The sequence below is a fragment of the Vibrio nigripulchritudo ATCC 27043 genome (assembly GCF_000222685.1).
Classification (GTDB): domain Bacteria; phylum Pseudomonadota; class Gammaproteobacteria; order Enterobacterales; family Vibrionaceae; genus Vibrio; species Vibrio nigripulchritudo.
In genome coordinates this window covers 24,064-38,044 of record NZ_AFWJ01000289.1, presented here as the reverse complement: position 1 = coordinate 38,044, position 13,981 = coordinate 24,064, and the positions used below count along the sequence as shown (strand labels likewise).

Sequence of the window (13,981 nt, the reverse complement as noted above, 5' to 3'; positions counted from 1 at the left end):
CGATGTGAGGTCTGAATGAAAGCGCTAGTGAAAACCCAATCGGGAGTTGGGAACCTGAGGTTGTCTGACGTCCAGAAACCTACTCCAATGCCAGATGAAGTCTTGGTCAAAGTCAGAGCCGCAGGCATCTGCGGAACCGATCTGCACATTAAAAAAGACACCTTCATCAACTTCCCTCCAGTCACTCTGGGGCATGAATTCTCAGGGGAGATTGTGTCTGTTGGAGAGGCGGTGACCGGCTTTCAGAAAGGAGACCGCATTGTGTCTCAGCCCCATAAAGGTGGGTGTGGACATTGCCGTTATTGCAAAAACGGACAGGTCGAAATCTGCCCAGACAAGAAAGCCATTGGCTATAAGATTGATGGCTGCTTTTCAGAGTTTATCTGCATGCCAGCCACCTCATTGCATCGAATTCCCGATTCACTGTCTTTTGAAGAAGCCGCATTAGCAGAGCCGCTCGCCGTAGGGGTGAAAGCAGTGTTAGAGCGTAGCAAAGTCGAGCCTAATGATGTTGTGGTGGTGTTAGGTTGTGGCGCAATAGGGTTACTTGCTGCCGCAGCAGCCAAAGCCAGTGGAGCCAGAAAGGTTCTGGTGACTGGAACAGATAACGACCTTGATGTTCGGTTAAGAATCGCGAAAGAGATGGGCATGGACGATGCAATAAGCGTTCAGCAGGTGGACATCAAACAGAAGGTTGCGGAATGGACACATGGGCTAGGTGCCGATCTGGTCGTGGAAGCCAGCGGTGCACCAGCGGCAATTCATCAAGCGTTCGATTTGGTGCGTCGGGATGGTCGAATCTGTGCCATAGGGTTAACTGGAAAGGACACAGTCCCCGTTCCGTGGAATCTGGCGATGCACAATTCGGTGACCTTATCTTGCAGCTACAGCACCAGTTGGACCAGTTGGGAAACCGCGATTGATTTGCTCGATTCGAAGCGAGTCAATGTTGCCCCTTTAATGTCTGGGACCTATTCATTGCAGGACTTTGAGAGTGCTTTTCAGCAGCTAGAAAACCTGCAAGCGGTTAAAAACCTGTTCGTTTTCTGAGAGTTTGAGGGGGTAGCATGGACAAGAGTGAAAAGTTGCTGATAGGTGTTGATAGCAGTACCAGTGCAACCAAGGTGATTGTGTTTTCTATGTCGGGGAAAATCATTGCTGAAAGTGCTCATGGCTACCCTCTCATCATGCAAAGACCAGGATGGGTAGAGCAGAAAGCCGACGACTGGTGGAATGCGTTCATTGCCGGTTGTCTGGAAGTGATGAGCCACCCAGATGTGGATGGCAGCAAGATCGCAGGTATCGGTATCACCCACCAGAGGTTTACTTTTGTTCCGGTCGATTCTGATATTCGACCGCTCAGAAATGCCATCTTGTGGAATGACATCCGATGCAGTGAGGAAGCGGAATTTGCGGGGCAGGAGGTAGGTGCTCAACAGATATTTGAAAAAACCGGGTATGCGCCCGGTCAGTGGACGCTTTATAAGGCGCTGTGGCTTAAGCGACATGAGCCAGACGTGTATTCGCGAACCTACAAACTGATGCTGGTACAGGATTATCTGATTTATAAACTGACCAGCCAGTTGGTGACTTTGAGCGGCGCAGCGACAATGACCGGAGCTTTGGATATTGAGCACGGCGCGCAATGGGCGAGTGGTATTATTGATTCGCTGGGAGTAAGAAGGGACATCTGGATTGATACGATTTTACCCGGATGCAGCACCGCCGGTTCTGTCACCGCACAAGCCAGCCAGATAACGGGTCTTCCTCAAGGGATACCTGTGGTCGTAACAGCAGGGGATCAGCCTTGCGGCATTCTTGGTGCGGGCGTCACCGAGCCCGGTGAAATAGGCATCAATGGCGGTACTTCCTGTACCAATGAAATGTTGGTGAACAATGTACCTTCACGGGCAAAGCAGGATTACGTCATCGAAATCAGCCCGTCTGGCAACTATGTGATGGAAAATTACATTCCCAGTGGAGGCTCTGCACTCATGAAATGGTATCGCGATCACTTTTGCCTCAATGTCGGGAAGGACGAAGCCTGCCCAAACTGGAGTGACGTATACCGAAGTGCTGAACAGAGCCCGGTTGGCAATATGGGCATGATGATACTGCCGTATTTTCAGGGGGCAAACGGACCGTATTGGGATTTGAATGCGCGGGGAATGGCGTTTGGGCTTCATACCGAACATGGTCAGCCGCAAGTGGTGCGTGGGATCATGGAAGGGCTGGCTTACGAGTCGCGAAGGCAGGGCGAATTGATGGAAGCGGGGGCCAATACCGATATTGAGCAGATCAAAATGTACGGTGGTTCTGCGAGGAGCGACGTCTGGAACCAGATTTTTGCCGATGTATTTAACAAAACCCTGTTGATCCCGGAAACGTCAGAAACCACAGCGCTGGGGGCTGCCATTAGTGCAGCGGTTGGATGCGGTGAATATTCTAATTGCAAAGCTGCAGCGCGACGCATGGTTTCCATCAAACACGGCTTTAAGCCCAACGCCAAGAATGTGGATGTTTACAACGATTACTATCAAAACGTCTACCTGCATCTACACGACTCAGTGAAAGCACTTTCTAAGGTCAATGCCAAAATCACATCCAGCCTTGTTAATCGGACCTAACACCTCATAAACTAAGCTCTGAACTCCTTATTGGTGCAGCCAGCTTATGTCCCGACTTTTTGATACCCACTGTCATTTTGATTTTGATGCCTTTTCCAATACCGATGAAGCGTTAGCAACCGCTAAGCAATCGGGTGTGGCGCGCATCCTGATCCCGTCAGTCGGATTATCGAACTGGGATAAAGTCAGCGAACTTGCCTCAAGCCATGATGAAATCTATTTTTCACTCGGGCTTCACCCTTATTTTATTGACCAGCATTTGGATACGCATCTCGATTTACTCGATGACAGGCTCAGTCGTTGTGGAGACAAATGCGTTGCTGTTGGAGAGTGTGGGCTGGATTTTTATTCTGGAAATGACACTCAGTCAAAACAGGAAGCATTGTTCAGAGGGCAGATAGAACTGGCGAATAAGCACAAGTTGCCTTTGGTGCTTCATCAGCGAAAATCTCATCAGCTGATGACCTCTACACTAAAGAAAATGCGTTTCGAACAAGGGGGCGTGATTCACGGATTCAGTGGAAGTTATCAGCAAGCCAAAGACTGGCTCAATTTAGGCTTTGCAATTGGAGTAGGCGGGACGATTACTTACCCAAGAGCTCAAAAAACGCGCAATACCATCGCCCAAATACCGATAGATGCCATGGTGCTCGAAACCGATGCGCCAGATATGCCATTGAATGGATATCAAGGTTTACCCAATCACCCCAAATTTCTGCCTGAGATACTGGAATGTCTTTCTGAGCTCAAAAAAAGACCAAAGCAAACGATTGCGCCACAGCTATGGTCTAAAAGCAATTTAGTGTTCGGAATTTGTGATTAATCGCTATCTTCTGTGAAAGTTCCGCAAGTATACGTTTGCGTAACGTGACTATCATCACATAATTTAATGATACAAGAGTGAATAAGACTACAAATTGTGACCATGCCATTACTTTATTGATTGAGGGATGATTATAATGCCCACGCTTCAAATACGAGCCAATTTGTAACACGCCAATAAATAACTAATAAGGAAGTCATAAACTATGAGCCTGTTTATGAGCCTCGTCGGTATCGTAGTACTACTAGGAATTGCAGTACTATTATCCGGCAACCGCAAAGCAATTAATTTTAGAACTGTAGGTGGCGCTTTTGCTATCCAATTTGCACTTGGTGCTTTTGTTCTATACATCCCTTGGGGTCGTGACCTTCTGGCTGCATTCTCTGCAGGTGTTCAGAACGTTATCGACTACGGTAAAGACGGAACAGGTTTCCTGTTCGGTAGCCTGGTTAACTTCTCTGTTGACGGCATCGGCTTCATCTTCGCATTCCAAGTACTGCCAACACTGATCTTCTTCTCTGCGTTGATCTCTGTTCTTTACTACATCGGTGTTATGCAGTGGGTTATCAAGATTCTTGGTGGTGCACTTCAGAAGGCACTGGGTACTTCTCGTGCGGAGTCCATGTCAGCAGCAGCTAACATTTTCGTAGGTCAGACGGAAGCGCCTCTTGTTGTTCGTCCGTTCGTACCTAAGATGACTCAATCTGAACTATTCGCAGTAATGTGTGGTGGTCTGGCATCGGTTGCAGGTGGTGTACTAGCTGGTTATGCATCTATGGGTGTACCTCTAGAATACCTAGTTGCAGCATCATTCATGGCAGCACCAGGTGGTCTACTATTCGCTAAGATCATCATGCCTGAAACTGAAGCGCCTAAAGACGACATCGACGCAGACATCGACGGTGGCGACAATAAGCCAGCGAACGTTATCGATGCAGCGGCAGGTGGTGCATCTGTAGGTCTTCAGCTAGCACTTAACGTAGGTGCAATGCTATTGGCATTCATCGGTCTTATTGCTCTAGTCAACGGCGTTCTTGGTGGCGTTGGTGGTTGGTTCGGTATGCCTGAGCTGACTCTGGAACTTGTTCTAGGCTGGGTATTTGCTCCTCTAGCATTCGTTATCGGTGTGCCATGGGAAGAAGCGACACTGGCTGGTTCTTTCATCGGTCAGAAGATCGTTGTGAACGAATTCGTTGCTTACCTGAACTTCACTCCTTACATCGGTGAAGGTGCGAAAGTGGTAGCAGAAACAGGTCTGCCAATGTCTGAGAAGACAACAGCAATCATCTCGTTTGCTCTGTGTGGTTTCGCGAACCTTTCTTCTATCGCGATCCTACTAGGTGGTCTGGGCAGCCTTGCGCCAAACCGTCGTCACGACATCGCACGCATGGGTGTGAAAGCGGTAATCGCTGGTACGCTATCTAACCTGATGGCAGCGACAATCGCTGGTCTGTTCCTGTCTTTCTAAGTTAGTAAGAGAAAGATTATATAGACGCCACGAAAACCAACCCCGTAGCAAGAGATTGCTGCGGGGTTTTTTTGTTTTTATACCCGAATAGTTTTTATGACGAGCTATTCAGGTGTAGGGAAATAATGGACTGAGTTTTTTGAGATACAAACCGTTTGCGTCAACCGGAATGCTATTGTTTTGAACAAATAATGCGTATTGTATAAATGGTCAGACCTTTGCAGGAAGCAAAGAGACCAGATTTGTAAAAACGTTAGCCACGATGAAAGGAAAAAACTAGAGTCGTGCCATAGACCAAACAGGTACTGTGCGGTGACAAGGATAGCAATTGAACTTGTAACGAGTTCAAGTCTTCAGGGAACCAAGTCCGTTCATGTTGTGATGGATTGCCAAGGGGTAAGCCATCTAATCATTGAATAAACTGATCGGAGATAGAAATGAGCGATTTAAAAGCAGCTGCTCTACGTGCACTTAAACTTATGGACCTGACAACGCTGAATGACGATGACACAGATGCAAAAGTCATCTCGCTGTGTCACGACGCAAAATCAGCGGTTGGCAATACTGCTGCCATCTGTATTTACCCTCGCTTTATTCCTATTGCTAAGAAGACACTTCGTGAGCAAGGTACGCCAGACGTTCGCATTGCGACCGTAACTAACTTCCCACACGGCAACGACGACATCGAGATTGCAGTGGCGGAAACCAAGGCTGCAGTCGCTTACGGTGCAGACGAAGTTGACGTCGTTTTCCCATACCGCGCACTGATCGCGGGTGACGAGAAAGTGGGCTTCGAACTGGTGAAACAGTGTAAAGAAGCATGTGGCGATATCCTTCTTAAAGTCATCATCGAAACAGGTGAACTAAAAGAAGAAGCACTAATTAAGAAAGCGTCTCAGATTTGTATCGAAGCGGGCGCAGACTTCATCAAAACATCTACAGGTAAAGTGCCTGTGAATGCCACTCCTGAATACGCTCGCATGATGCTGGAAGTGATCCGCGACATGGGCGTAGCAGAAACGGTAGGCTTTAAGCCAGCAGGTGGCGTTCGAACTGCAGAAGACGCAGCGGCTTACCTGGCAATGGCAGACGAGATCCTGGGTGACAACTGGGTAGATGCTCGTCACTACCGCTTTGGCGCATCAAGCCTGCTGACTAACCTACTTAATACATTAGAAGTAACAGACGAGACGGCAGACCCTACTGCTTACTAATTCTAAAAGTCTGATGCAACAAGCTGTCTGAACACAGCTTGTTGCCTTACCTCTTTACTCTACAACCACAGCTCTGCACCTATGAAGGTGCGTGGGAGGTTCTAATGTATTTACCTCAAGAAATTATCCGTAAAAAACGTGACGGCGAAGTGCTGTCTGCGGAAGAAATTCAATTCTTTATCCAGGGCGTTGCCAAAGGCGAAGTGTCTGAAGGACAAATCGCGGCATTCGCGATGGCCATTTTCTTCAATGAAATGAGCATGCCTGAGCGAATCGCACTGACTTGTGCGATGCGAGATTCTGGCATGGTCATCAATTGGGATCACATGAACTTTGGTGGTCCGATTGTCGATAAACACTCCACTGGTGGTGTGGGAGATGTCACGTCCTTGATGCTTGGTCCTATGGTGGCGGCATGCGGCGGGTTTGTCCCTATGATTTCCGGTCGTGGGCTGGGACATACTGGCGGGACGCTGGATAAGCTGGAATCCATTCCGGGCTACAACATTACGCCAAACAACGAAGTGTTTGGTGATGTGACCAAAGAAGCGGGCGTTGCAATTATCGGTCAGACTGGCGATCTCGCTCCTGCTGATAAACGTGTCTACGCTACCCGCGATATCACGGCGACCGTCGATAACATTTCCCTGATCACCGCGTCTATTCTGTCTAAGAAGCTGGCAGCTGGTCTGGACTCACTGGTTATGGACGTAAAAGTAGGTTCTGGTGCCTTTATGCCAACGTACGAAGCGTCTGAAGAGCTGGCGAAATCGATCGTTGCGGTAGCCAACGGTGCTGGCACTAAAACCACCGCTATCCTCACCGATATGAATCAGGTGCTGGCTTCCTCTGCGGGTAACGCGGTGGAAGTGCGTGAAGCGGTGCAGTTTCTGACTGGAGAATACCGCAACCCACGTTTGCTCGAGATCACCTTAGCGCTGTGCAGTGAAATGCTGGTACTGGGCAAGCTTGCAGACAATACCGAAGATGCACGCGAAAAGCTGATGGCTGTACTGGATAACGGAAAAGCAGCTGAATGCTTTGGCAAGATGGTGGCTGGTTTAGGCGGTCCTGTCGACTTCGTTGAAAACTACGACAACTACCTCGAAAAAGCCGAGATCATCAAACCGGTTCATGCCAAAGAGAGTGGCGTTGTTTCCTCAATGGATACCCGAGCCATCGGCATGGCAGTCGTGGCTATGGGCGGTGGTCGTCGCGTGGCTACGGACTCTATCGACTACGCTGTCGGTTTTGACCAGTTTATCCGTCTCGGTGAAGTCGCTAACAGCGAAACTCCGTTAGCGATGATTCACGCCCGCAGTGAAGAGCAGTGGAATGAAGCCGCTGAAGCACTGCAAAGCGCCATTGCTGTTGGCGGTGAGTATCAGAAAACACCAGACGTTTACCGTCAGATTCGAGCAGAAGACGTGTAAAGGCGCTGGTGGAGAAAGTAATGAAAAGAGCATTTATTTTAGTTTTAGATTCATTCGGTATTGGCGCGACTGCGGATGCTGACAAGTTTGGTGATGCAGGTTCAGATACTCTGGGTCACATCGCCGAGCAGTGTGCCAAAGGGTTAGCTGATACCTCTGAGCGTAATGGACCTTTGTCTCTGCCTAACTTATCGAAGTTAGGCTTAGCTCTGGCGCACAAAGAGTCCACTGGCGCTTTTGCACCGGGTCTTGAGTCGGAAAGTGATGTTGTTGGGGCATACGCTCACGCAGTCGAGTTGTCGTCTGGCAAAGACACGCCATCCGGGCACTGGGAAATTGCTGGCGTTCCTGTGATGTTTGACTGGGGCTACTTTTCTGACAAAGAAAACAGCTTTCCTAAAGAACTGACGGATCGCATTCTTGAGCGAGCGGGAATCGACGGTTTTCTCGGTAACTGCCATGCGTCTGGAACTCAGGTTCTGGACGACTTAGGCGAAGAACATATGAAGACGGGCAAGCCTATCTTCTACACCTCTGCTGACTCTGTTTTTCAGATCGCCTGCCATGAAGAAACGTTTGGTTTAGAGCGTTTGCTGGAACTGTGCCAAATCGCCCGTGAAGAGATGGAAGACTACAACATCGGACGTGTTATCGCACGACCGTTTGTTGGGGCAGGCAAAGGGCAGTTTGAGCGTACGGGGAATCGTCGAGATCTATCTGTAGAGCCGCCGTCACCAACGGTATTGCAAAAGCTGGTTGATGAAAGACAGGGCGAAGTGGTGTCGATAGGCAAGATTGCCGACATCTACGCTAACTGTGGTATCAGCAAAAAAGTGAAAGCGACAGGTATTCCGGCACTGTTTGAAGCTACGCTGGAACAGATTCAGCAAGCCGGTGATAACACCATTGTATTCACCAACTTTGTCGACTTTGACTCTGTGTACGGTCATCGCCGTGACGTCGCGGGTTATGCGACAGCGCTGGAATACTTCGACAGCCGCATCAATGAAGTGATTAACCTTCTGCAAGAAGACGATGTGCTGATAATAACGGCCGATCACGGCTGCGACCCCACCTGGCCAGGTACGGAGCACACCCGAGAACACATCCCTGTTCTGGTTTACGGAAGCAAAGTGCCTGCAGGTTCTCTAGGGTTCCGAGAAACGTTTGCCGATATCGGTCAGTCGGTTGCGAGCTACTTTGGCACGTCTCCGATGGATTACGGGAAAAGCTTCCTGTAACTCTGTGTTCATAAGGTTTTCGCTCCAGAGGTTTAAGCTTTGAGCGGTTAATTTTAGTGAGCGGGCAAAATAGGTTGAAGTAATCACGCTATCCACCATAATTTGCCAGCAAACTGGGGCGATTGCCCTCAATTTTATTTACAAGGACTATTTCAATGGCTACTCCACATATTAATGCTGAAATGGGTGCATTTGCAGATGTTGTTTTGATGCCGGGCGATCCGCTACGCGCTAAATACATCGCAGAGAACTTTTTGGAAAACGTTGAGCAAGTCTGCGATGTTCGCAATATGTTTGGCTTCACTGGCACCTACAAAGGTCGCAAGATCTCTGTTATGGGTCACGGCATGGGTATCCCATCATGCTCTATTTACGCGACTGAGCTAATCAAAGATTTCGGTGTGAAGAAAATCATCCGAGTTGGTAGCTGTGGTGCGGTAAGTGAAGACATCAAAGTTCGCGACGTTGTTATCGGAATGGGTGCCAGCACCGATTCCAAAGTAAACCGTATCCGCTTTAAAGGTCACGACTTTGCGGCAATTGCTGATTACCAAATGGTGAAAAATGCAGAAGAAGCAGCGAAAGCGCGTGGTATCGATGTAAAAGTGGGCAACCTGTTCTCAGCAGAGCTGTTCTACACACCAGATCCAGAAATGTTCGACGTAATGGATAAGTACGGCATTGTAGGTGTAGAAATGGAAGCGGCTGGTATCTACGGCGTATGTGCAGAGTACGGTGCAAAAGCGCTGACTATCTGTACCGTGTCTGACCACATCAAGACGGGTGAGCAAACTACGTCTGAAGAACGCGCAACCACGTTCAACGAAATGATCGAAATCGCACTCGATTCAGTTCTGCTTGGCGACAAGTAAGAAACTGCTCTAAAAAGAAAGCCCCGCTAATCAATAGCGGGGCTTTTTGTTGAATATAAGATTCTATTGGGACGCAACATTTTTCAGCAGCAGGTTTTCTCCCTTCTTACGGCTGCGTCGCTGGCGTCTGAACAGAATGGTGATCAGCACGCCACTGGCAAAACTCATCAGAATCATCAAATACATTAAACGATCACTGTTGCGGTAGTGGTGGTCGGAAATCGCAGTCACTCGTCCTTTTTCAAACGTAATTCGCATGTATCCGATCATGGCACCATCATTGTAAATGGGCTCCACCAGTTGCTGACGACCGATTGCCGCCGTACCCAGTGGGGTATCGAGACCAAGCATCTCACGCACCGGTTTGGCGTTGCTGCTTGCTGCCAGCTTAACGCCTTCTGCGTCATAAATAGTGGCATCAAATACCAGTCGATCTTTAGAAAGCTGTTGAGTCAGCTTGAGAAGGTTTTCCTGATCTTGATTGACCAGCATATCGCTGGCAGATAACGCTGCCTGAGAGACCAGAACATTGGTCAGCGTTTCTAGCTGGCGAGCCTGAATGGCTTCGTTGCCTTTACTGATCACTACGCTGTTTTGCACCATAGAGAAAAACAGCAAAGCCAGCACTATCATGGCGATAATGCGCAGAAAAGCCCGGAATGAAAATAGTGAACTGCTCATCGAAAGGTCTGCCACTGGTTAAGATTTAAATTGATCATAAGCTTGCGTTTCTAAATTGCAATAGGGTAAGTTTACGGTCACTACAGGACAACTCTGCCACGGACGCAATGAAAACACTGCCTATAAAGAAACACATCACACTGCTAAAACGTCTTCCTGAAACGCGCTTTTCTTCAAAGATCGACCTACAACGCGCAAACTGGATTGTTTTTTCCAATTATTTGTCGCCAAGTCATTTTGAAGATATCGACTTTTTTACTGGTTACTACAATGCCGTTGTCGCCACATGGAAAGTGGGGCAGTACGAAGTGGCACTGATGTCCGGTGAACTTACCAAAGAACACGAGACCATTCTGCAGGCGCTTTCTTTGGATTACGCCAGCCTGACCGATGTACCTGACCTCAGTAAGCCGGGATTAGTCGTGATGGATATGGACTCCACTGCCATTCAGATTGAATGTATCGATGAAATTGCCAAACTCGCTGGTGTAGGAGAGCAGGTATCAGAGGTGACTGAGCGTGCAATGCAAGGCGAGCTGGATTTTGAACAAAGCCTAAGACAGCGTGTTGGCGCGCTGAAAGATGCGGATGAGAGTATTCTGGAATCAGTGCGCAGTGAACTGCCAATGATGCCAGACTTGCAGGAGTTCGTGGCTAGCCTTCAGGCATTGGGTTGGAAAACGGCAATTGCATCTGGCGGGTTTACTTACTTCTCAGACTACCTGAAAGAGACACTCAACCTGGACCATGCCCAGTCGAATACGCTTGAGATTGTAAATGGCAAACTGACAGGTAAGGTTTTGGGCGATATCGTATCGGCTCAAACCAAAGCGGACATCCTGCGCCAGTTGGCAGAACAGTATGAGATTGAGCCAGAAAACACCGTTGCGGTCGGCGATGGTGCTAACGATTTGGTGATGATGGATGCTGCTGGTTTGGGGGTGGCGTACCATGCGAAACCTAAAGTAGAACAGCAGGCACAAACCGCGGTTCGTTACAGTGGATTAGGTGGCGTGCTTTGTATCTTAAGTGCCAGCCTCATCAAGCAACAGAAGATCGCTTGGTAAGCTCTTATTCAGTTGAAAAAAACGGGCTTTTAAGCCCGTTTTTTTTATGAAAATGCATTGTGAGATTGACCAGCCTTAAGTCAATTCTAACCGGATCAGTATTTCTTCCGTAATGTCCGTAAACTCTCCGTACCCAATCAAGCTGGTAAACTCTTTCTCCAATGCCCTTGCGTGATGGATAGTGGCTTTTGCCAAGCTGCTCAATTCCTCATTCAGCAGATTGGTAAGCGAATCAAACACGGGCATTCCAGATATTCGAATAACGTAAAACGCGCCTACCGACTTGGCTTTTTTCACAAATCGTATTCTTTCTTTTATCGACTCAAAGTCGGACAGCAACCGGGTATGAATCTCTTCTATCTGATTACCTTTCTGAACTACAGCAATGTACAGCTCGTAGAAAGTCGGTTCCGCTCCCTCGATTGGACGCATTGGTGTGGCAAGTAAGGTGTTGGTTCTGTTTTTAAAAATCGGCTCCATTGAGAGCTTGCCACCATGCCCAAGGGACTGAAAAATCTTGGTGAGTTCATCCAGTGGGAAGTTGACTCCAATCGCGCGCGGCTGAAGAATCCGATCTTTCTTTTCAATGTAGAAAGGTACAGACACCATTCGACCCAGCAACAGATGATGCATGGTACTCAAAAGTTCAGAAGACGGAATAGGCTCGTTGTCTTCAATCAGTTTGCCTTGATTGTGATTAATCAGGCGCTTCAGAAAGTTAAGGCAGCGTGTCGTTTGGGCATTTTCAATGATCGACAGATGCACATTTTTACAGTCCGGGCTGAGTTTGATAACCGTATAAGGCACATCACTCAAGGGGACATCGCTGTCGTAACGTTGCAGCTCGATAAAGTTCACGCAAATTTCATCGCCCGCTTTGGCTTGCAAAGGAGCACTGAGTTTTACGTTTAAGCCACGGCTGGAAAAGTCTATGGTGTTACCCTTGATGGGATCTTTAGTACCAATGGCTAACTCTACGGGTGAGTCGAACATGAATCTGGGTTCAGAGCGACGAGAGCTGGAATCAAAATAGATGCCATTGGGTGCGCCCATTACCTGACGTGAGTGGCGGAAGCGGTTTAACTCAGAGCTAGGAATGCTGGGTTTCTCAGTCAGCAGATAGTCGTGGCTGGTTTGCGCGTCACTCACTTCCTGCAAAATACCCGTGTGAGTCAGGGTCTTAATGGTTTCCGACATCTCAGGTGCCACATCTAGCAAGTGAGAAATCTCATCTTTGGATAGCTCGAACATGTGCAAACGGAATACACGCCAGCTATCGCGCCTTGCTCCTACATGCCAGAAAAGCTGACGTTGTTCACGCGAGGCTTCTGGCAGCATCATGCTGTAGAACAGATGCTTACCCTGATGATCATGGGTGAATGAGTAAATAAAATTACTGCTGCTTCTCATGCCCGGCTGCGTCAGCGGCGCCATTCTTTCTCGGTTGAACAGTGTCCCGAAGGTCTGTTGATTTCGTTCATCGTGCCAGTATTTCCACAGTGCCTGATTGGCATCAGTGAGCAAGGAATAACGAAGCTCGGTACCCGAGAAAAACAGGGGAAGATTGCTGGTGTGCTTTAAGTAGCTATGTTCGTAGCCTCGCGTTCGGGCGCGAAGGATGTGATCCTGATTGTCGTGTTTGGCGCGTTTGCTGCTGTTTTTCAGCATCAACTCTATGGCATGGGCAATCGCGTCGGTTTCCGTCAGCTTCATCAACCTCAGCCATTTTACACTGTTGTTTTCGAAACAGTCGTCAACTCCCAGAATACGGTATTCAATGGCTTCTTCCAGCTCTGGGTTGTTGGTCTCTTTGGCGAGCTGTACAAAGCGCGCTTCAATCACTTCTCCCAGCTTGTAATCAAACGCACTGGGGACTTTGAATTTGGCACCAGAGCTGGAAAGGTCAACGCTGACCCCATGTATTTCCTGCCCGGATTTTAGATGAATATCGACCTGACTGGACATACGTAGCCGGTTTTCCTGACGTCGCAGGTCGTAACCCAAACGTATCGCTTCCGCTTCGTAAGGGCTGTCTGGATCGGTAATGCTGTAGGTCATGTTTGGGCGATTTTTGCTCATCACCCGGAAGTTATTTCGCGTATTGATCAGCGCTTCCCAGACACCTTCTGTATAGGCACCGTAACGCTTCACTTTTTTGTGGTAGGCATTAATCGCAACGTCGTCGAGCCAATGGTTCAGTCCATCCAGCTTGTATTCTCGGCATTCTCCCTGTACTCGCCCTCGCAGATCGATGGTTTTGGTGCACGGCGCCATGACCCGTTTCATCTCCATTTTGACTAGGATTTTGACAGACGGGTGTTCTCCCTCAGTCATTTGAGACAGAACGAGGTCAAAATCATCGGAGCGATACACAGGTATGAGACGTTCAACCAGCGAGAGTATTTCAGCTTGTTCCATTGTTTCTGTTAAAGTACTTGTCCTAATTGGGTTATCGACGACGGAATCGTTATCTTTAAAATAATTATACTCTTCTACCCAGAGATATGACCCCAATGTTAAATTTTTATTGTAAATAATTGAGAGACGGCAAGTTC

11 protein-coding genes are annotated in these 13,981 nt (G+C 48.3%); 9 read left to right on the top strand and 2 right to left on the bottom strand.

The window, feature by feature from the left end; genetic code table 11:
* The first annotated feature begins 15 nt into the window (after window positions 1-15).
* From RH89_RS22715 to deoD, 8 genes are all read left to right on the top strand, one after another.
* Window positions 16-1,050 (top strand): zinc-dependent alcohol dehydrogenase, encoded by a 1,035-nt coding sequence (locus RH89_RS22715; protein WP_004407077.1) that lies wholly within the window; start codon window positions 16-18, stop codon window positions 1,048-1,050.
* Between the two features lie 17 nt (window positions 1,051-1,067).
* Window positions 1,068-2,627 (top strand): FGGY-family carbohydrate kinase, encoded by a 1,560-nt coding sequence (locus RH89_RS22710; RefSeq protein WP_004407075.1) that lies wholly within the window; start codon window positions 1,068-1,070, stop codon window positions 2,625-2,627.
* A gap of 46 nt (window positions 2,628-2,673) precedes the next feature.
* Entirely contained in the window at window positions 2,674-3,450 is a 777-nt protein-coding gene (locus tag RH89_RS22705) for a TatD family hydrolase (RefSeq protein ID WP_004407073.1), read from the top strand.
* 205 nt (window positions 3,451-3,655) lie between these two features.
* Window positions 3,656-4,918 (top strand): NupC/NupG family nucleoside CNT transporter, encoded by a 1,263-nt coding sequence (locus tag RH89_RS22700; protein ID WP_004407072.1) that lies wholly within the window; start codon window positions 3,656-3,658, stop codon window positions 4,916-4,918.
* 437 nt (window positions 4,919-5,355) lie between these two features.
* Complete coding sequence (gene deoC, locus RH89_RS22695) at window positions 5,356-6,132, top strand: deoxyribose-phosphate aldolase (protein WP_004407071.1); 777 nt, start codon at window positions 5,356-5,358, stop codon at window positions 6,130-6,132.
* A gap of 104 nt (window positions 6,133-6,236) precedes the next feature.
* Window positions 6,237-7,565 carry a thymidine phosphorylase gene (gene deoA / locus RH89_RS22690; protein ID WP_004407068.1) on the top strand — a complete coding sequence of 443 codons (1,329 nt, stop codon included), beginning with the start codon at window positions 6,237-6,239 and terminating at the stop codon, window positions 7,563-7,565.
* Between the two features lie 20 nt (window positions 7,566-7,585).
* The gene (locus RH89_RS22685) at window positions 7,586-8,806 is read left to right on the top strand and encodes a phosphopentomutase (RefSeq protein WP_004407066.1); all 1,221 of its coding nucleotides are present in this window, start codon (window positions 7,586-7,588) and stop codon (window positions 8,804-8,806) included.
* Between the two features lie 155 nt (window positions 8,807-8,961).
* Window positions 8,962-9,678, top strand: a complete 717-nt coding sequence (deoD, locus tag RH89_RS22680) for a purine-nucleoside phosphorylase (protein ID WP_004407064.1) — start codon at window positions 8,962-8,964, stop codon at window positions 9,676-9,678.
* Between the two features lie 63 nt (window positions 9,679-9,741).
* Here the strand turns inward: deoD and RH89_RS22675 are convergent, their stop codons facing one another.
* A complete protein-coding gene (locus RH89_RS22675; protein WP_004407062.1) occupies window positions 9,742-10,359 on the bottom strand; it encodes a YtjB family periplasmic protein in 618 nt (205 codons plus the stop codon).
* A 107-nt stretch (window positions 10,360-10,466) separates the two neighbouring features.
* On the opposite strand from RH89_RS22675, the gene serB reads away from it, so the two are divergent.
* Window positions 10,467-11,426 carry a phosphoserine phosphatase gene (gene serB, locus RH89_RS22670; protein WP_004407060.1) on the top strand — a complete coding sequence of 320 codons (960 nt, stop codon included), beginning with the start codon at window positions 10,467-10,469 and terminating at the stop codon, window positions 11,424-11,426.
* Window positions 11,427-11,501: 75 nt separating this feature from the next.
* Here serB and RH89_RS22665 read toward each other — a convergent pair whose 3' ends face one another.
* A complete protein-coding gene (locus tag RH89_RS22665) occupies window positions 11,502-13,844 on the bottom strand; it encodes a PilZ domain-containing protein (protein ID WP_004407058.1) in 2,343 nt (780 codons plus the stop codon).
* Window positions 13,845-13,981 lie beyond the last annotated feature (137 nt).